Annotated in this window: 18 protein-coding genes; 2 read left to right on the top strand and 16 right to left on the bottom strand. The window is 30.7% G+C overall.

Features of this window, described 5'->3' with window-relative positions; genetic code table 11:
• Nucleotides 1-75: 75 nt before the first annotated feature.
• From ftsY to J7M77_RS07010, 5 genes are read right to left on the bottom strand one after another with little or no spacing between them, the layout of a single operon-like run.
• On the bottom strand, nt 76-1,059 hold the full coding sequence (gene ftsY, locus J7M77_RS07030) for a signal recognition particle-docking protein FtsY (RefSeq protein WP_296877126.1): 984 nt from the start codon (nt 1,057-1,059) through the stop codon (nt 76-78).
• A gap of 10 nt (nt 1,060-1,069) precedes the next feature.
• Nucleotides 1,070-4,015 carry a chromosome segregation protein SMC gene (locus tag J7M77_RS07025; protein WP_296877125.1) on the bottom strand — a complete coding sequence of 982 codons (2,946 nt, stop codon included), beginning with the start codon at nt 4,013-4,015 and terminating at the stop codon, nt 1,070-1,072.
• A gap of 13 nt (nt 4,016-4,028) precedes the next feature.
• Nucleotides 4,029-4,601 (bottom strand): xanthine phosphoribosyltransferase, encoded by a 573-nt coding sequence (locus J7M77_RS07020; protein WP_296877124.1) that lies wholly within the window; start codon nt 4,599-4,601, stop codon nt 4,029-4,031.
• Complete coding sequence (locus J7M77_RS07015) at nt 4,601-6,001, bottom strand: HAMP domain-containing sensor histidine kinase (RefSeq protein ID WP_296877123.1); 1,401 nt, start codon at nt 5,999-6,001, stop codon at nt 4,601-4,603. Before J7M77_RS07015 ends, J7M77_RS07020 begins: the two co-directional genes overlap by 1 nt.
• Nucleotides 5,998-6,669, bottom strand: coding sequence for a response regulator transcription factor (locus J7M77_RS07010; RefSeq protein WP_367236894.1), 672 nt, complete (start codon nt 6,667-6,669; stop codon nt 5,998-6,000). Before J7M77_RS07010 ends, J7M77_RS07015 begins: the two co-directional genes overlap by 4 nt.
• A gap of 146 nt (nt 6,670-6,815) precedes the next feature.
• Here J7M77_RS07010 and J7M77_RS07005 point away from each other — a divergent pair, with 146 nt between their 5' ends.
• Nucleotides 6,816-7,898 carry a hypothetical protein gene (locus tag J7M77_RS07005; RefSeq protein ID WP_296877121.1) on the top strand — a complete coding sequence of 361 codons (1,083 nt, stop codon included), beginning with the start codon at nt 6,816-6,818 and terminating at the stop codon, nt 7,896-7,898.
• A 13-nt stretch (nt 7,899-7,911) separates the two neighbouring features.
• Here the strand turns inward: J7M77_RS07005 and J7M77_RS07000 are convergent, their stop codons facing one another.
• The 11 genes from J7M77_RS07000 to J7M77_RS06950 form a co-directional block, all read right to left on the bottom strand.
• The gene (locus tag J7M77_RS07000) at nt 7,912-8,733 is read right to left on the bottom strand and encodes a phosphate ABC transporter substrate-binding protein (RefSeq protein WP_296877120.1); all 822 of its coding nucleotides are present in this window, start codon (nt 8,731-8,733) and stop codon (nt 7,912-7,914) included.
• A gap of 150 nt (nt 8,734-8,883) precedes the next feature.
• Nucleotides 8,884-10,548 (bottom strand): CvpA family protein, encoded by a 1,665-nt coding sequence (locus J7M77_RS06995; RefSeq protein ID WP_296877119.1) that lies wholly within the window; start codon nt 10,546-10,548, stop codon nt 8,884-8,886.
• On the bottom strand, nt 10,535-11,476 hold the full coding sequence (locus J7M77_RS06990; protein WP_296877118.1) for a bifunctional oligoribonuclease/PAP phosphatase NrnA: 942 nt from the start codon (nt 11,474-11,476) through the stop codon (nt 10,535-10,537). Before J7M77_RS06990 ends, J7M77_RS06995 begins: the two co-directional genes overlap by 14 nt.
• 79 nt (nt 11,477-11,555) lie before the next feature.
• Nucleotides 11,556-12,752: an acetate/propionate family kinase gene (locus tag J7M77_RS06985; protein ID WP_296877117.1), complete on the bottom strand. Its 1,197-nt coding sequence runs from the start codon at nt 12,750-12,752 to the stop codon at nt 11,556-11,558.
• A 430-nt stretch (nt 12,753-13,182) separates the two neighbouring features.
• A complete protein-coding gene (locus J7M77_RS06980) occupies nt 13,183-13,395 on the bottom strand; it encodes a helix-turn-helix transcriptional regulator (RefSeq protein WP_296877116.1) in 213 nt (70 codons plus the stop codon).
• A gap of 2 nt (nt 13,396-13,397) precedes the next feature.
• On the bottom strand, nt 13,398-13,742 hold the full coding sequence (locus J7M77_RS06975) for a DUF6442 family protein (RefSeq protein WP_296877115.1): 345 nt from the start codon (nt 13,740-13,742) through the stop codon (nt 13,398-13,400).
• A 317-nt stretch (nt 13,743-14,059) separates the two neighbouring features.
• Entirely contained in the window at nt 14,060-14,278 is a 219-nt protein-coding gene (locus J7M77_RS06970; RefSeq protein WP_296877114.1) for an alpha/beta-type small acid-soluble spore protein, read from the bottom strand.
• Between the two features lie 97 nt (nt 14,279-14,375).
• Nucleotides 14,376-14,597, bottom strand: coding sequence for an alpha/beta-type small acid-soluble spore protein (locus J7M77_RS06965; protein ID WP_296877113.1), 222 nt, complete (start codon nt 14,595-14,597; stop codon nt 14,376-14,378).
• A gap of 76 nt (nt 14,598-14,673) precedes the next feature.
• Nucleotides 14,674-15,870: a tRNA uracil 4-sulfurtransferase ThiI gene (gene thiI, locus J7M77_RS06960; RefSeq protein WP_296877112.1), complete on the bottom strand. Its 1,197-nt coding sequence runs from the start codon at nt 15,868-15,870 to the stop codon at nt 14,674-14,676.
• A gap of 3 nt (nt 15,871-15,873) precedes the next feature.
• The gene (locus tag J7M77_RS06955) at nt 15,874-17,010 is read right to left on the bottom strand and encodes a cysteine desulfurase family protein (protein WP_296877111.1); all 1,137 of its coding nucleotides are present in this window, start codon (nt 17,008-17,010) and stop codon (nt 15,874-15,876) included.
• Nucleotides 17,011-17,065: 55 nt separating this feature from the next.
• Nucleotides 17,066-18,805: a septation ring formation regulator EzrA gene (locus J7M77_RS06950; protein ID WP_296877110.1), complete on the bottom strand. Its 1,740-nt coding sequence runs from the start codon at nt 18,803-18,805 to the stop codon at nt 17,066-17,068.
• Nucleotides 18,806-18,945: 140 nt separating this feature from the next.
• On the opposite strand from J7M77_RS06950, the gene J7M77_RS06945 reads away from it, so the two are divergent.
• The coding region (locus tag J7M77_RS06945; protein ID WP_296877109.1) for a gamma-glutamyl-gamma-aminobutyrate hydrolase family protein at nt 18,946-19,414 on the top strand (469 nt) is incomplete at its 3' end.

Below are 19,414 nucleotides of genomic sequence, written 5' to 3'. Positions count from 1 at the left end.
TTAGCGGTCAACAAATCACCATAACAATCTAACAGCAAATTAATTCGCTGAGTTTTTTCTAAACTATCTTCCATTTTATGCCTCAACTAAATTCTTACAAAGTCCATAAATATATTGTTCAAGATCAAATTCTTGTAAGTCATCAACACTTTCACCTAAGCCAATGAATTTTACAGGAATATTTAGTTGATCTTTAATTGATAGAACGATTCCCCCTTTTGCAGTTCCATCCATTTTTGTTAAAACTAGACCAGTGACATCAGTGATCTTCGAAAATTCAATTGCCTGAGATACTCCATTTTGTCCCGTTGTAGCATCAACGACAAGTAAAGTTTCTTGAGGCGCATCTGGAATTTCGCGTTTGATGATCCGATTCATTTTTTCTAATTCTTTCATTAGATTAACTTTGTTTTGTAATCGTCCAGCTGTATCACAAATTAAGACATCAACATTTTTTTCTTTAGCCTGCTTTAAAGCGTCAAAAACTACCGCTGAAGGATCGCCACCTTCTTTTCCTTTGACGATGTCTACACCAACTCGATTGGCCCATACAGCAAGCTGATCAATCGCTCCAGCTCTAAAAGTATCACCAGCAGCAACCATTACTGATTTACCTTCATCATTAATAATTCGATGTGCTAATTTACCGATTGTTGTTGTTTTACCAGCACCATTAACACCAACCATCAATATTACGGTTAAACCATCTTTGGCATAATTGATCTTTGTTGTCATGACGCTGTCATTGGCATAGATGACAAACATTTTATCGATAATAATTTCATTTATTTCTTTAGGATCAGTGATGTTTTGTAAACGAACTTCATTTTTGATTTCCGAAACGATTTTTAAAACCATAGAAACACCAACATCAGACATGATCAAGACGTTTTCTAATTCTTCAAAATATTCATCATTAATTTCTCTAAAACGGGCTGCCAGTTCATTGATGCGATCTGATAATGTTGTATTCGAACGGTCAAGACCAGCCACATATTTTTCGTTTTGTTTAGCTGATTTACCAACAAACTTTTCTTTAATTTGACTAAAAAATCCCATCTTATCCTCCTTACTCTGGATTTGACAAATCAATTGCCTCTTCCAGTTTTACACTTACTAATTTAGTAACACCTTTTTGTTGCATCGTTGCCCCATAAAGCAAATCACATTCTTCCATCGTTCCTTCACGATGCGTAACAACGATAAACTGGGTTGTTTTTGAAAACTCTCTTAAATATTTAGCAAAACGTTCCACATTAGCAATATCTAAAGCAGCTTCAACTTCATCAAGAATGCACATTGGAATTGGTTTGACTCGTAAAATTGCAAATAGACAAGAAATGGCAATTAAAGCCTTTTCTCCCCCAGAAAATAACGTAATATTTTGGACTGCTTTACCAGGGGGCTGAACATCAATATCAATTCCAGTTTCTAAAATATTAGTTGGGTCGCTATATTTAATTTTAGCCCGACCACCACCAAATAAACTTCTAAAAACATGATTAAATTCTTCATTGATCTTTTCAAAAGTTGATGAAAAACGTTCAACCATGATTTCATCCATTTCTTTAATTGCAGCCAAGATGCGATCTTGGGCATCAATTAGATCAATTCGCTGTTTATTCATATTTTCATAACGTTCACTAATAACTTTATATTCTTCAATTGCATCTAGGTTAACATTTCCTAAACGATTAATTTGTAATTTTAATTCATAAACATCATGTTTTGCCTGTTCAATATCAATTTGATCATTGTATTGTTCTAAAGCATATTCATAAGTCATATGATATTCATCGTTTAAACGAGTTAAATAGTTATTTAACATCGTTTCTAACTTAGTTGCTTTGATTGTACTTTCATTAATTGAATTTTGAATTTCTTTTTGTTCTTTTCTTAACTCTCTTAACTCAACATCAAGACTTTCATTTTGGTTGGCGTAAGCCATTCGCACTTCTCGTTTAGTCTTGATTTCTTCAGTTAAAGAGTCACGATATTTGATTGCTTCATTTAACTGATCAATTAATTTATTTTCTGCTTTACCTGAAGCAAAATCATCTAATTCAACACTTTGTTCACTTAATGATTCATATTCAGATTTAGCTTTTAATAATTCTTCTTTTTTACTTTGAACAACGACTTCAAGTTTGGCAAATGCCATCTGTTTTTGTAATAGCGTATGGGCTACTTCTTTGATTTCGTTGTCTAAAGCATTATGTAATTGTCGTTTTTTAACAAATTCTACTTCTTGTTTTTCTAATTCGTCTGCCAACTGTTCTAACTGTCTTTTTTGGACTAGTGATGAACGCTGATGATTCATGCTCCCACCAGTTAAAGATCCACCAACATTAACAATATCACCTTCTAATGAAACAACTTTATAGCGAGAAAAAACTGCTTTACTAATTGCATTAGCGGTTTCTAGATTTTTAGCGATAATAACATTTCCAATTTGGTTTAATACAACATTGGCAATTTTACTGTCAAATTCAACAAAATCACTGGCAATTCCTAAAAAACCATCCATAGTTTGGCAAACTGCTAAATGTTCAGGACGAATTTGACGCGGTTTCATTGTTTCTACTGGTAAAAAAGTAGCTCGTCCTGCTTTGTTGTTTCGTAAAAATTTAATGGTTTCCCTAGCAGTAGCATCATCTTTAGTAACAACAAATTCAATAGCACCACCTAAACTAGAAGATAATGCCAGTTCATAACCATTTTTAGTAGTAATCAATTCCCCTAAAACACCAATAATATTTTTATTACTTTTGGCTAAATTTAAGACTGTTTTAATACTTTGATGATAGTTGTTTTTACTTTCTAAAGTATCTAAAAGCATTTCTTTACGAGAACGATTTTTATTAATTAAATTAGATAATTGATTTAATTCGTTTTTTAATTCATTCAAACGATGATTTCGTTTATCCTGGTCAACTGTTAATTGTTTAAGATCTTGACTAGTTTCATTTAAACGTTCAACTCGATCATTATATTCATTAACAATATCGCTTAAAATAGCTTTCATATTCGCAATGTTTTCTTGAATATTTTCTTGACTCATCGTTTGCAGAGCATGTTTTCGTTTTTGATCAATTTCTATTTTAGCACTTTCTAATTTAGAAACATTTGAAACAGCTTCTAATAAATTACTTTGTAAATCATTTACTTCCTGGTCTAATTGAAACATCTTCTTTTTAATTTCATCGTTATTGCCTTCTTTTAGCAAAATGTCTCCATCTAATAAAGCCTGGCGTTCATTTAAATCTTTAATTTCCTTACTTAATAAATCTAAAGATTTTTTAGCATCTGTTGCTTCTTTGACCAGAACATTAACTTCAACGGCAGTTAATTTTTCTTTTAAATCCAAATACTTTTCCGCTTTTTCCTTTTGGCGTTTTAATGGTCCGACTTGTTTTTCTAATTCACCAACAATATCACCAATTCTCTCTAAATTTTCTTTAGTTCTTTCTAATTTACGGATCGATTCTAATTTTCTTTTTTTATACTTAGAAACACCAGCCGCATCTTCAAAGATCCCTCTTCTTTCTTCCGGTTTATTATCCGCAAATGATGAAATATTTCCTTGAGAAATGATCGATAAAGAATCTTTTCCTAAACCGGTATCCATGATCAAATCAACAATATCTTTTAACCGACAAGTCTGTTTATTGATCAAGTATTCCGCTTCGTTATTTTGACGATATAAGCGACGTGTAATTTCAACTTCATTATAATCATATTTCATGAAATGATCACTATTATCAAAAACTAAAGTAACTTCCGCTAAATTTTGGGCCCGTCGATCTTCACTGCCGGCAAAAATTACATCGGCCATATTGGCACCGCGTAATGACTTGACTGACTGTTCACCTAAAACCCAGCGTACCGCATCGGAAATATTGGACTTACCACAACCGTTAGGTCCCACGATTCCGGTAATTCCTGGCTGAAACTCAATGTTTATTTTATCAGCAAATGATTTAAAACCATGTAATTCAATTCTTTTTAAATACATTTATATCCTCTCACTATCTTAAAATCACCTTACCGTCTTTAAACGCATCAACGATTGCTAGAGATTCTACTCGATACCCATTTTCTTCAATTAATTTACGGCCATCCTGGAATCCTTTTTCTACAACGATTCCTACTCCAGCTACACTTGCGCCAGCTTGTTTGATAATATCAATTAACCCTAATACTGCTTGTCCGTTAGCTAAAAAATCATCAATGATCAAAATTTGATCATCTTCACTTAAATATTTTTTACTTACGATTGCATCATAGTCAATTCCTTTAGTAAATGAATGTACTTTAGCCGTATATAAATGCGTACTAGTTGTTTTAGCTGTTCCTTTTTTGGCAAAAACTACGGGAACATCATCAAATTCAAAGGCTGTTGCTAGTGCAATTCCGATTCCTGATGCTTCGATCGTTAAAATTTTATTAACTTTTACATTCTTAAATCTTTCTTTAAATTCCTTAGCAATTTGCCGATATAACGTACAATCAATTTGATGATTTAAGAAACTGTCTACTCGTAAAATATCTGGCATGATTACAATTCCGTCTTTTAATATTCTTTGTTTTAATAATTCCATTACTGTTCCTTTCTATTTAAAGATAATTTATCTTTTAAATCAAAAAATTTTCTTTCACTTGGCAATTTTACTATAAAAGTTGATCCTACATCAACCTGTGATATTACATCAATGGTTCCACCATGTAAATCAACAATCGATTTAACGATTGATAACCCTAATCCATTTCCTTCTACTGAACGCGCTTTTTCTTCGCGATAAAAACGTTCAAAAATATGTGAAATGGTATCTCTAGACATTCCATGACCAGTATCTTCAACGCTTACTTCAACTTCTCTGGAAGTCTTTTTAACACTAACGGTAATTAAACCACCGTTATCGGTATATTTGATCGCATTAGAAATTAAATTGATCCAAACTTGTTCTAGACGCTGTTCATCTCCATAGATCATAATATCTTTACGAGGTCGTTCGAATTGAATTTCAATATCTTTTAAAATAGCTTGATTTTCTTGTGTCGAAATAACTCTGATTAATTGTTCAATAATTGAATAAGTCGTAAATTCTAATTCAACTTCCTCACGTTCTAATAAAGTTAGCTGTAACATATTTTTAGATAATGTTGATAAACGTTTTGAATGAAATAAAATAATATCAGCATATTTTTGACGCTGTTCTTTGGGCAAATCTTCTTCTTTTAAAATATTAGCAAAACCTTGAATAGCCGTTAGCGGCGTTTGAAATTCGTGAGAAATATCAGAAATAAACTTTTGTCTAACTTCCTCCTGTTTAGCTAACTGCTGAGCCATTTGGTTAAAGCCCTGATTCAACTGTGAAATTTCATCATCACCAACATAATTGACCCGAACATTATAATTACCTTTAGATAATTCTTTCGTTGCTTTGGTAAGTCTGGTAATTGGTTTTACAATAATATCAGCAATCGCTAAAAAAACAAGATTTCCCGTCAAAAAAACACAGCCTAAGATCAATAGCGACGAATTGGCAAAAACTCTTTTTTCATAGCTAGTATCTTTTTGAATAAACAGATACGCTTTTGTTTCACCAATTTCTACTAATCCCCCATAAGTTTGACAATTATTCATTTCACCATAAATAGCATTTTTACTATCATCATAATAATATTCTTGTAATAGTTGCTTCTCTGGTGCTTTGATTGATGATTTTCCAAAAGAATAATACCCCATCACTGGTGAATAAAGTGCAATATTAACATCAGAACTATTAGCATATTTATTTAAAATATCACTAATATTTTCAGAACTAACATTTTTTATTACACTGGCAATAAAATCGCTGGTCGCGGATAATTCTGTTTGGGTCATATCATCAATTTGATCATAATTACTTTTTAAAGCAATATATGCAGAAACCGAAAAACTAAAAATGATCGTAATTAAGAAACCACAAATTAGTTTTCCATATATTGATTTCATCATTCTACTTCAACCTTATATCCTAATCCACGCACAGTAACTACTTTAAATCCCGGTAAATGACCTAAATTCTCGCGGATTCTTTTAATATGAACATCAACTGTTCGATCGAACCCATCATAATCCATACCCCAAATTTTTTCGATTAGTTGCTCACGACTAAAAATTTGATCAGGATGTTTAGCTAGTTCGAATACTAATTCAAATTGTTTTAATGGTAAATGAATAGTTTCATCGTGATAGCGAATCTCATATTTATCACCATCAAACTCTACTTCATTTAATTTAACAATATTTGAAGTATTAACACTATAACGTTTTAATACAGCACGAATTCGCGCCATCAGTTCTGAAGGATCAAATGGTTTAACGACATAATCATCAACCCCTACTGAAAAGCCTCTTAATTTATCTTTACTTTCACCTTTAGCAGTTAACATGATAACCGGAATATCTTTAAACTCTTTTAAACTTTCAACCAGTTCAAAACCATCCATAACTGGCATCATTACATCAATTATTCCTAAATCAATATATTCATTTTCAAAGATTTCTAAAGCTTCTTCACCATTACCAGCTTCAAGCACCTCAAAACCTTCTTTATTCAAGTAAAATTTAATTAACTCTCGAATATCTTTTTCATCATCTACAACTAAAACTTTTGCTTTCAATCTATCCACCTCAATTCACTGTTTGATTATACCATATTTTACCATTTAAACAAATATTGATTTAAATAGATACAACAAATTATCCAATAAATCAACAATTATTATCATTTTTGATGTATGATAATAATTATAAAAGGAGAATGGTTATGAAATGTACTGTATCTTTAAATATTACTGCTGATTTTTATTTTACAGGAAATGTTATTTTTAATGATTTAACTTGTAAACAAGACTGGTTCATGATTAATAATGGTTATCAAATTAATGATTGTACTGGTACAATCATTGATCAAAAACAAGTTAATCAAATTTATCGACAAGTATTAATTTTACATCAAGAAAATCTATCAATATCCTTTAGTGGTAATATTGTCGTACCCCAAAATACGAGTCAAACTAAAACCGAAAACTATCTTGAAGCAGATATCCAATCAGCAATTATTCCTTTGTTTGTAGATATCCAAAAATATGATTTTGAAGTATTTTTAACCTTACCCGATCAATTTAAGGCTGTCGGTTATAAATTACAAGATGATCATTATTATCAATTAGTAAAAAATGCTTATACTATTACTTTGATCATTTATCATCAGGACTATGTTTATCAACATTGCAAAGATAATGTCAGTATTTTTTATCATTATTATCATGATCTAAATAAAATTAAACAGATGGCTGTTATCGCTAATGAAATTTATGAATCCTATACTAATCTTTTTGGTCCTTGTGATTATGATCATCTTGATTTAGTTTTAAATCCCCGCTATGAAAATGGCGCTTATGTTCGAAATAATCTAATTTGTCTAGTTGATCGCATTGAAGGATTAGATCAAGATACTTATTTACATTTAAGCCATGAAATCTCCCATTTATGGTGGTCTAATGGAAACTTGGATTTTCATGATAACTGGATCAATGAAACCTTTGCCCAATTTAGCGGCTTACTGCTTTTAAAAGAAAAATATGGTAATGATGCCTATAATACATTAATTAATCAATATAAAATAAAAACTCAAAATATGTCTAGTTTAAAAGCGGTGGATGAAACAACTAAAGATCGTTTTGCAATTCATTATTATAAAGGGCCGTATCTATTTGATTTGCTTACAAAACAAATCGGTCAAACTAAAATGTTAGCTCTGTTAAATAAATGTTATTTACAAAGAATTAAATCAAGTGAGGAATTTTTACAGCTTTGTCCAGAATTTATCCCATTATACAAAAAATAACGCATTTACTGCGTTATTTTTCTATTGCCACTAAGCCAACAGCCTCAATAATTTTACGACCACTTTCACTATAAATAAAATCAAATAAATCCTGGACTTCTTTACTTTGTTTTTCAATTTCTCCTTTAGTTACCATTACAAAAGGACGTTGTAATAAATAAGTGCCATCTTTAATTGTTTTATCAGTTGCTTTGATGCCATCAATTGATAAAATCTTAGTATTTTTATCAACTACATCCAAAGAAACATAACCAATTGCTCCAGGAATTGACTGCATTTTAGCAACGATTGGTCCTGATTCATTTACCTCATTTGCATATTGACACTGATCTTCGATTCCTAGAAGTTCTTCAAAAGCGCTTCGAGTTCCTGAACCAGCTTCTCTACCAACAACAACTATTGGTAAGTCCGGTCCACCTACTTCTTTCCAATTACGAATTTTACCAGTATAAATATCGATCAATTGTTCTTTAGTTAAATTATCAGTTGAATTATGCATATCGGTAACGATTGCAATAGCATCGATAGCAACAACATTTTCAACTAATCCCTGGCTTAGTTCACTTTCTTTTAAACTTCTTGATGAATTACCAATTACACTAGTACCATCAATGACCGCTTCAATTCCAGCACTAGAACCTGTGAACTGAGGTTCTAAACTTAAATTAGGATATTCATCATTGATGCCATCTTTAAAAGCATTGACCATTTTTTCCATCGAAGTCGATCCATTTAAGGTAATTGTTTTAGTTTCACTAGTATTAAAACCAAAACTGCTGACCACAATCAAACATAATAATACTAATCCAATTATTGCGATACCTATTTTTTTCATCTTTATCTTAACCTTTCATCATAACTATTCCAAGTTCTAGTGTACCAATTTTAAATCTATTTTTCATTAAGAAAAGTGCCAATTTGTGTTAAGATTTAGTTAATAGTGTTAAATTAAAACCCAATAGTTTTTTGCTATTGGGTTATTTGATTAATTGAATTCAATTTTAGTAATTACTTCACTATCATCTTTACTGTTTACATATTCGATCGTAACTACATCACCTACTTTAGCTAGTGGTAATTTTTGTGATAAACTAATGTCGCTAATAAAGATTGTTTCATTACCTTCTAAAGTGAAATAATAAGTACTGTTACCATCAACTACGGCTTCACTAATGGCATTAATCGTTCCTGTTAGTTTGGTTGCCTGATAATCATCAGTTTCGGTTTTTTTGCCATTTGCTTCCAGTAAAGCATAATAAGCTTGTTCAGCCTGAGCTACACTATCACCAGTAGCAACGATTTGATAATTTTCAACGCTGACAAAAGCATATTTTTTTACAAGATTTGCATCATCTTTTAAAGATAAGAAATATGTTGGTACCCCACCAGCATTGATCAAGATTGGAAATGTTGCAGTATATTTTAGATTTTGCACCTGTCCTTCGGCTGATGACATTGCTGAATATTCTTCAGCTCCAGAAATATCATAAAATTTACCTTGTTTAGTTCGTAAATTGATCATCGCAAAACCGACATTAGAAGCATCATTACTTACCGAAGTCATTCCCGTATATAAATAAACATCATCATCGATTGCTACATAATTATACCCAGAAGTTGGCTGTAATACACCTTTTTGAGAAAAAATAGTATTAAAGAAACCATTAGTATATTTACCATAGTTTTCTAATTGCGTTAAAACCAATTCAGAAGGATAAGCGCGATCGACCCATTCAGGGACATCATCAATATCATAATATTTATGATCGCCATTAATAGCATTTACTAAAACAGCACCGGTAATATCTTTTCCACCAAAAAGACCAATCGTATAATTATAAACCGGGGCAATCCAGTATGGAATTCCATCATCATTGATTTCAAAAGCTAAAGTATCAAACATTAAAGTTGGATAATTAGCTCGTAAATGACGTTCGATCTTTCTGCCAAAATGTTCTGATTTAGAATATTTCATTCCTTCATCTAGTTTAACAACTTCGGATTCCTGACTAACCATGTTGACGCGAATATAAGCTGGCAATCCATCACTACGATTAGTGAACCATTTAATAATGTTACTATACTCTAATGGTGTTACCCGATAAGGGGTATCTTTGAAATTAATTTGTTCGTAAGATTCATCAACTTCAAACTGAGAAACATAATCAACCATTTCCCCCATTTTACGATCTCCTAATTTTATCGCACTATCACGATCAACCACAGGAATTGACTGGTAAGAAATCGTCTGGTTATCTTGATAAAAATCAGCTTTTTTGTCTAAATTCAACTGTTTTTGATATTTTGTAGCATTAAAAACTGGTGAACTGATTAAACTGCCTAAACCAACATATAAAGCTAAAATAGGAATTAAAGCCAAAGTTACTTTAGAGAGTTTGTCAATCCCGGCTTTTAAAATAAAGTAAAAAAGATTAAAAATAATTAATAAAAAGCAAAAAAAGCCAATAAACAAAGGTGAACGGAAATTTAGTGGTAATAATAACCAATATTCTAAAATTGTCGCGATAATTAAAGTAATTACTAAGGCTTTACCTAAAGCAAAACGTTTAACGACTCTTGCTTTAGGAGTGTGTTTACGAAAATGAAAATTTTCGATAAAATCCATAAAATAGTTTTTAATTTTGTTCATTGATTAACTCCTTTAAATCAACAATTAAATCATCTAACTGCTCTAAACTAGTAAGTTTAGCTCCACTAGCTAATTTATGACCACCGCCATTATATTTTTGAGCTACCTGATTAACAGCATATTGCCTTGATCTTAGACTTACACGCCAATTATCATCAACTTTGTTTTCAGTAATTGCCATCCAAATATAATACTCTTCAATGCCTGATAAAACATTAACATAATCAGAACCCCGTTCACGACTAATATTCAATTGTTTTAAATCCTCATCTTTTAAAATGTAATAAGCAATATTACCATCAACATGATAATTATTCAAAATGAACTTGTTGATTTGTAATTCTGTTGCTTTTTTTAAATACATCGTATCATAAATTTCACTAATGTCGATTCCTGTTTCTAATAAAGCACTCGCTGCTTTAAAAGTCCGTTCATCAGTACTTTGATATAAAAAGCGTGATGTATCACCAATAATTCCCATATATAAAGCTGTTGCACCATCAACTGATAACTTTAAATTAGTGTTTTGATATAAATCACAAACTAACTGGCTAGCTGAACTTGCAGTACTGTCTTCTAAGTTGATATCACCATAACTATCCACTACTAAATGATGATCGATTTTGATCAATTCTTTACATAAATGATAATCTTGATCATCGATACGTTCTTGATTAGCTGTATCAACAACGATACCTAAGACTCCTAAATGATAATCAACCTGATCAAAACAGGCTGCTACTTTAAATTTAGTAACTAAATCCGAACTAAAATCACCACAAACATAAACTGTTTTTTCAGGATAAGTTTGTTTAACTAGATCATACATTCCCATTTGACTGCCAAAAGCATCATAATCAGGACTAACATGGCGATAGATTGCAATATAGTCATACTCTTCGATTTTTTTTACAATTTCATCATACATAACAAAACCTCTTTTCATAAATCAAACTATAACATATTTAATTAATTTAATAAACAAAAAAACTCTGAATAATCAGAGTTTATAAACCAAGAATTCTAACGGTATCTCGAGCAATCATGACTTCTTCATTTGTAGGAATGACCATTACTTCTACTTGAGAATATTTAGATGAAATGATGCGATTTTCTTTTGAACGAACATTATTTTTTTCTTCATCTAAATGAACCCCTAAAGCTCTTGAACAGTCATCGATAATCAAACGACGTAAATATGCAGCATTTTCACCAACTCCAGCTGTAAAAGCAATTACATCGACTCCACCAAGTTCAACAAAGTAGCTACCAATATACTTAGAAACAATTCGTGCATATAGCAAGCTAGTTAATAAAGCTCGTTCATCACCTTTATTAAATAAGGCATCTTCAATGTCCCGAGAATCTGATGAGATTCCAGAAATTCCCAACATTCCAGATTTTTTATTGTAAATTTCTAATACTTCATCTGCAGATTTATTTAATTTTTTGCATAAATATGGCATAACTGAAGGGTCGACATCCCCAGTTCTTGTTCCCATCATTACCCCAGCAAGTGGTGTAAATCCCATTGATGTATCAATACATACACCATCTTCAACTGCTGAAATACTGGCACCATTTCCTAGATGACAAACAATGATTCTAGAATGTTTAGGATTTCCTAGCATATTGATTACTGTTTGTGATACATATTTATGACTTGTTCCATGAGCACCATATTTACGAACTTTTAAATCTTTGTAATATTCGTATGGTAATGGATATAAATATCTTTCTTGATCTAATGACTGGTGGAATGCAGTGTCAAAAACAAAAACGTGTTCTACTTCTGGCAAAGCTTCTTTAAATGCATTATATCCAATAATATGCGCTGGATTATGTAAAGGAGCTAACTCAGCCAATTCTTCAACTTTAGCAACCACATCACTATCGACTTTAATCGAATCGTTAAAATATTCTCCCCCATGCACGATACGATGACCACAAGCATCGATTTCGTTTAAATTTTCTACTACTTTACAATCAACTAAAGCATCTAACAATAGTTGTACTGCAACACTATGATCTTTAATTGGACATTCTTTTTGATATTCTTTACCGGCATATTTCATTTCAAAATTTCCTTTTTCTTGTCCAATTCTTTCAACTATTCCTGAAGTAATAACTTCTTCACTAGGCATATTAATTAACTGAAATTTCAAAGATGAACTTCCAGCGTTTACGGCCATTACTTTTACCATTAATTTTTCCTCCTCGTAATATAAAACATATCAACTATATTTTACCGAAAAAAACTAATAATGACAATAATTTTCTGAAAGCACTTTCACATTTTGTTGGTATTTTGTTAGTATTTTTTTCTTTAAACATATTTATTTTTGTGATATACTAACAATGTGTAAAGGTGGTAGCAAAACCACAAAAAAGAAAAGCAGGAGCAACCAACTCCTGCTTTTTTCTGCACCGTTACCCAAAGAAAGACTAGGTGACTAGTCTTTCTTCTTTATCTCTTTTACAATGAGATATAAGAATACCAACTGAATGATAACTTCTATATTCATTTGTGTAAAGGTGGTAACAGTGCATTAGGTAAGTATAATTCATGACTTATACCTCCCGTTGTTATTGTACCATAATTTTCTGAAAGCGCTTCTGCATTTTATTGGTATCTTACTCATCAAAATAAAACAAATCCTCAAATTTCATATCTAAAGCGATACATAAAATTAATGCCAGTTTTGCCGTTGGATTAAACTGCCCGGTTTCAATTGAACTAATCGTATTTCTAGAAACCCCAACCAGTTTAGCTAAAGCTGATTGGGATAACTTTTTTTTAGCTCGAGCTTCTTTTAAATGGTTTTTTAAAATTAATTTGTCATTCATGATTAAAACCAGCCCATTCCTTTTCCAATGATATTTAATAAACAGGCAAGCGATCCTAACACCCCACATATAACTATAAACAAGTGTTCTTTGCTTTTAGTATATTTATATTTAGTTGTATAACGGCCAATATAACCAATCAAAAAAGCTAAAAAGAAAACCTGATAATCAGCAAATGCTTTACCAGTAAAAAATTTTTGAAAAAATAATGCAACAATTAAACAAGCATATATCGTTTCAACGGCTAAAAAAGCATTTTGATTTGCTTCTCTTTCGATAGTTTTATAACGTTCATCTCCATGTTCATTTTCCTTACGACTACGTGCTAAAATTTCTTCTTTATTCATTCTTCTCTTCTCCTTTGCCAAGTTTACTTGTCAATAATATTTGCAAAGAAAACTGGGCAAAGTTAAAAATCAAAAGAATAAACATATATCCATTAGATCAAAAAATGATAAATAAAAAAGACGAATCATATTTATAAATATTTTCTATCTTATACAAATCCTTTTTATTTGTGATATAATAATAGTGTCAAAAGTAGAAGTTGGCAGTGAACCAACAAGAAAAGAGAGAGGACGGCAATCCTCTCTCTTTATTTTGTATGCTGGCATGGCATACAAAATTTAAGACTCTAGAATTATTTTCTAGAGTCTTAAAAAACTTATTTAGATTGGTTATAATTAGATGAACTCATTTGCTTTTGTCCCATCTCAACAAGTCTTTTAGTGATTTCTCCTCCGACAGAACCGTTAGCACGAGCAGTTGTATCAGGACCTAAGTTAACGCCAAATTCATTTGCAATTTCGTATTTCATTTGATCAATTGCATTTTGAGCTCCAGGAACAACTAATTTGTTTTTACTAGAGTAATTTTGTGACATCTCTTTCACCTCCTGACACTTTTATTTTGTGTCAAATGGTTTAAATTATACGCTTTTTTTAATAAAAAACCCTAGAAATTTTTCTAGGGTTTGATAACTATTTAGAACGGTTATAACCGTTTCCTGAACTCATTTGTTTTTGTCCCATTTCCACTAATCTTTTAGTGATTTCTCCGCCAACAGAACCGTTAGCACGAGCAGTTGCTTCAGGACCTAAATTGACACCGAATTCATTGGCAATTTCGTATTTCATTTGATCAATGGCATTTTGAGCTCCGGGAACAACTAATTTGTTTTTACTTGAATAATTTTGTGACATGATTTTCACCTCCTGACAACTATAGCTTGTCACAGAATATAAAAATCATACCTATTTTATTTTTTAATTTTCAAAATTAAAAAATATCATCATTCTTTTTGTAACTATCATCAATTACAATTTCTTCAATTGTTTCTACACATTCGTCAATTAAAGTTTCAAAATCAAATTCGGCTTCAAAAGCTTCAGCTTTATATGATTTTGGTTTTGTCGCTGGTGCTTTTGGAGTAAAGATCGTACAACAATCTTCATGAGGACGAATTGAAATATCATAAGTATCAATCTTAGTTGCAATATCAATAATTTCTAATTTATCTAAACATAATACTGGTCTTAATACCGGTAATTTAACTACTTCATTGATTACTTGCATACTATTTAATGTTTGCGATGCTACCTGGCCAATACTTTCACCATTAACTAATGCCAAACAATGATTTTTTAAAGCTACTTTTTCACTAATACGATACATCATTCTTCGCATTACGGTCATTGCATAACTTTCATCGCAGTTATCATAAACTGCTAATTGTAATTTGGTAAAATTAACAACATATACTTTAATTTTACCATGAGTAAAATGTCTTAAACGATCTACTAAATCTAGAACTTTTTCTCTTGCTAGTTCATTTGTATATGGCGGTGCGGCAAAATGAATACATTCAATATCAACACCACGTTTTAAAGTCAAATAACCAGCAACCGGTGAATCAATTCCGCCAGACATCATCAATAGCGCTTTGCCACCAACACCAACTGGATATCCGCCAGCACCTTTGATAATATTATCCATTACATAAATTGCATCATGTCTAATTTCAACAGTTACTAAAATATCTGGATCATGAACGTCTACTTTTAATTCTTTATTAGCGTGATGAAAAATATAAGTAGCTATTTCACGATTGATATCTTGAGATTTGCCTGGAAAATTTTTATCAGCTCGTTTGGTATTGATTTTAAATGTTTTACCAGCGTTTGATTCAATTACTTGTAAAGCGGCTTTTTTTGCAAGTGCTAAATCTTTATCCATTTTATATGCAACTGAAAATGAATATATTCCAAATACTGTTTTTAATTTTTCACAAACTGTTTGATAGTTAGTTCCATTTAAAATAATATACATCCGATCATGTTGTAAATCGTAAGTTAAACTTTTAAATTCAGCTAAAATTTCTTTAGTGTTTTTCAACAGACGATTTGTGAATAATTTACGATTTTTTCCTTTTGTTGTTAGTTCCCCAAAACGAACTAGAATATAATTTGCTTCCATAATTTACCTCTGTTTCTTTAATCTTGTCATACTATCTTGTAAATAATAACAAAATTTATCGATATCTTCTTTACTAGTATGTTCACTAAAACTAATTCTAAGTGCACTTGAAGCGACTTTTTCATCAAGATGCAATTGTTCCATTACCCTAGAAATATTGCTTGATTTTGATGAGCAGGCACTGCGGGTCGATAAATATATTTCTTTTGTTTCTAAATCATGCAAAATAACTTCTGGTTTATAACCAAGACATGAAAAATTAATGATTGTATCAATACATACTGATGGATCGCTATTAATAACGATGCCATCTATTTCTTTTAGGCATTTACGACAGTATTGATTTATTTTTTTGATATGCTCATTTTTTTCTGTAAAGTTTTCTAATGCCAGCCTCAACGTTTTAGCAAAAACGATATTCGTACAGGCATTAGATGTTCCCCCGCGTAAACCATATTCTTGCTGACCACCATTAATCAATGGCACAATTGTTGTTTTATGACTTTTAAATAATAAACCGCTGCCTTTTAAACCATAGATTTTATGAGCGGAAAAAGAAGCTAAATCAACGTCAGTTAAATCAATCGGCAGTTTTCCTAATGCCTGGACCATATCAAAATGTAATTTGACTTTATGATGTTTTTTAACAATCTTTTTAATTTCTTCAATTGGGTTAATTACCCCAATTTCATTATTAACATACATGATTGAAACTAAGATCGTATCTTCACGAATACTGTTTTCTAAATCTGTTAGAGAAATACAGCCTTTTTTATCTACCTTTAAATAAGTTACTTCAAAGCCAAATACTTCTTCTAATTCTTTACAAGTTTCATAAACTGATGAATGCTCAATCGCTGTGGTAATAATATGTTTACCACGATTTTGATATTGAAAAGCAGCACCTTTAATCGCCAGATTATTAGCTTCACTGCCACAGCTAGTAAAAATCAATTCATCTTCCCTAACTTTTAAATAGTCACTAATTAATTTACGTGAATGTTCCATTAAACGATTTACTTCAATGCCTTTATCATAAATGGAATCAGCATTAAAAAAATAATTAGTTAATAAATTATGATAAGTATTTAAAACTTCCGAGTTTAACGGTGTCGTTGCGACATAATCTAAATAAATCATTTTTACCCCCTTAATATATTTATATGCAATTAAAACACAAAGCCATGACGTTTGTCTATGACTTTGTGTCGTTTTTATTAATTAACATCTCATAAGAACCAGGTTTTATTTTTTCAATAATATCGACTGCTGTGGTTAAAGCTTTAGTATATTCACCATTTCGATATAATAATTCAGCTTTAGTAAGTTCGGTATTAACTTCTAAAAATGAAGTTCGATAACGATTACCGTAAATGATTGCATCTTCAACCATTTCTGCAGTAACGATCAAGTTATGAACATTATCATATAATTTATAAATAACATCTCTAGCAGCATCAACCTGAATTGATAAACGACCCAGATCAATTGGGCGATGACGAATGAATTTTAAGATTTCATCAGCTTTTTGATAAGAATCATTGATATAATCTTTATATGATTCATTGATCATCGGCAAATGGTTATTTTTTATTTCTGATTTAATTTCTAATAATACGATATTGATATTTTCCAATTCATCTAAAGCTCGTTTTTCTTCTAAACGTAGTGAGTTTTCTAACTCAATGTATTTATTTAATTCATCATCGAATGGTTTACAACTTTCAATTAGTTTATCAAACTGTTCGATCATTACACTATATGAAAAATCATTACTTTCAATTACTAGAGTAAGTTCAGTTAATTCATCTAATATCTTTTTAAAATCTTCATAATCATCTTTAACTTTGATTTCATAATCAGTTAGTAAATAATTTTCTTGAAGTTCTTCAAATGAAGCAATAGTATTTCTAAGTCCTTCGTCTAAATGACCAATATGTTTATAACAATTATTGCGAGCTTCTTCATATTTACTATATGCATTTTCTTCTTTTTCAAAATCAGAAGTTAAGCTGTTGATATCATCGGTCATAACTTCGATAGCAGTTCCCACTTCTTCTAACTCTAATTTTTTGATTGCTTGAATTGTTTTTTCTAGATCATTATGAATTTTGTTATAACGAACTGTAGTATTTAACTTTTCTAATGAAAAGTTTCTTTCTTTCATTTCTTTAATTGATCTATTTAGCTCATCTAAACGTTTAGGAATGTATTTACGAACTATCGAAATATAAGTTGGTAAATCTCTTAAATAAGCACTTAATAAATCAATATCTTTATCAATTGCTTCAGTTGATACTTTAGCATCATCAAATCGCTGAGTATTCATCAATGCTTCAAGTTCAACAAAACGCTGATCGATATCATTAAACATTGCTGGTATCGCTGGAACATAATCTTCAATTTTAAATCTTACAGTTGCATAATCATCATTAGTTTTTCTAAATTTTTCTTTAACTTTGATTATTTCTACGCGCTGAATATTTTCAATTTCTGTAATTACTTCAATTTCTGCCAGTAAATCTTTGGAACGTTTTTCATAAGAATCGATTGCTTCTTTTAAGCGATTAAGATCTTTACGTACTTTTTTTAATTTACGATAAAACAAACGTTCATCAATATCATTTAATAAAGGTGCGATTTCATTATTTTGCAATTCTAAAAGTTCATTAAATTCAAGATCAAATTCTTCATATTTTTCCATTATCTCTGGCATATTTTTACCAATTGATTTAACTCTTCCTAAACGATATTGAATCGGAAGGGTCTTGATTGCATTTAAATCATTTTCTAAATCAACGATTTCTTTACGATAGCCTTTTAATTTGATCATCCAGTAAGTAAATAACGTAATAATAATTACCAGTAAACTAACTGCAACAATAATTATATTTTTAGCACCAAATTGTTCAATTATATTATCTAAAAAATTCATTATATATCCCTCTTTTTTTCCTTACTTATAAAGTATACCATAACTAAAAACGCTTGTCTAAATAATCTCAACTTAGTTTGTAAATTTCTTTACATTAATTATTATTTTAGTAATATATTATATAAGGCAGGTGGTAAATAATGAGTAAAGTATTATTAAGTCCAATGCGTTGTTACGGGGATCAGCGTGCTTATTATATTTTTAAGGAATATTTAAAGATGTTTAGAAAAAATGATATTGATATCATTACAATTGGTTTAGCCAGTGATACTACCATTGATTTTTTATGTGATTATTGTGATGGTTTATTTTTAAGCGGTGGTAAAGATGTTGATCCTAAATATTATGGAGCAGCTTGTAATCCTAAAACCGAAACTGAACCAAACGAACTCGAAGAATTAGAAATGAAATTAATTAAAAAATTTATTGAAAAGAATAAACCTATCATCGGTATTTGTCGCGGCATTCAAGTTATTAATGTTGCTTTTGGTGGGACATTGATCCAGGATATTAATGAAACTAAATTATATCAAAATCATCTTCAAGATAGCCAGCAAGGTTATCATCATTTAGTTACTTCGATAAAAAATACAATGATCAATCAGTATT

The organism is Thomasclavelia sp., from assembly GCF_017889095.1.
GTDB lineage: Bacteria > Bacillota_I > Bacilli_A > Erysipelotrichales > Coprobacillaceae > Thomasclavelia.
The sequence above is the reverse complement of the archived record's forward strand: the minus strand, read 5'-3'. Positions and strand labels throughout refer to the sequence as shown.

Excerpts from the sequence above, each read along its gene's own strand:
- ftsY (WP_296877126.1), bottom strand. The coding sequence starts at position 1,059 with ATGGGATTTTTTAGTCAAATTAAAGAAAAGTTTGTTGGTAAATCAGCT.
- J7M77_RS07025 (WP_296877125.1), bottom strand. The coding sequence starts at position 4,015 with ATGTATTTAAAAAGAATTGAATTACATGGTTTTAAATCATTTGCTGAT.
- J7M77_RS07020 (WP_296877124.1), bottom strand. The coding sequence starts at position 4,601 with ATGGAATTATTAAAACAAAGAATATTAAAAGACGGAATTGTAATCATG.
- J7M77_RS07015 (WP_296877123.1), bottom strand. The coding sequence starts at position 6,001 with ATGATGAAATCAATATATGGAAAACTAATTTGTGGTTTCTTAATTACG.
- J7M77_RS07005 (WP_296877121.1), top strand. The coding sequence starts at position 6,816 with ATGAAATGTACTGTATCTTTAAATATTACTGCTGATTTTTATTTTACA.
- J7M77_RS07000 (WP_296877120.1), bottom strand. The coding sequence starts at position 8,733 with ATGAAAAAAATAGGTATCGCAATAATTGGATTAGTATTATTATGTTTG.
- J7M77_RS06995 (WP_296877119.1), bottom strand. The coding sequence starts at position 10,548 with ATGAACAAAATTAAAAACTATTTTATGGATTTTATCGAAAATTTTCAT.
- J7M77_RS06990 (WP_296877118.1), bottom strand. The coding sequence starts at position 11,476 with ATGTATGATGAAATTGTAAAAAAAATCGAAGAGTATGACTATATTGCA.
- J7M77_RS06985 (WP_296877117.1), bottom strand. The coding sequence starts at position 12,752 with ATGGTAAAAGTAATGGCCGTAAACGCTGGAAGTTCATCTTTGAAATTT.
- J7M77_RS06980 (WP_296877116.1), bottom strand. The coding sequence starts at position 13,395 with ATGAATGACAAATTAATTTTAAAAAACCATTTAAAAGAAGCTCGAGCT.
- J7M77_RS06975 (WP_296877115.1), bottom strand. The coding sequence starts at position 13,742 with ATGAATAAAGAAGAAATTTTAGCACGTAGTCGTAAGGAAAATGAACAT.
- J7M77_RS06970 (WP_296877114.1), bottom strand. The coding sequence starts at position 14,278 with ATGTCACAAAATTACTCTAGTAAAAACAAATTAGTTGTTCCTGGAGCT.
- J7M77_RS06965 (WP_296877113.1), bottom strand. The coding sequence starts at position 14,597 with ATGTCACAAAATTATTCAAGTAAAAACAAATTAGTTGTTCCCGGAGCT.
- thiI (WP_296877112.1), bottom strand. The coding sequence starts at position 15,870 with ATGGAAGCAAATTATATTCTAGTTCGTTTTGGGGAACTAACAACAAAA.
- J7M77_RS06955 (WP_296877111.1), bottom strand. The coding sequence starts at position 17,010 with ATGATTTATTTAGATTATGTCGCAACGACACCGTTAAACTCGGAAGTT.
- J7M77_RS06950 (WP_296877110.1), bottom strand. The coding sequence starts at position 18,805 with ATGAATTTTTTAGATAATATAATTGAACAATTTGGTGCTAAAAATATA.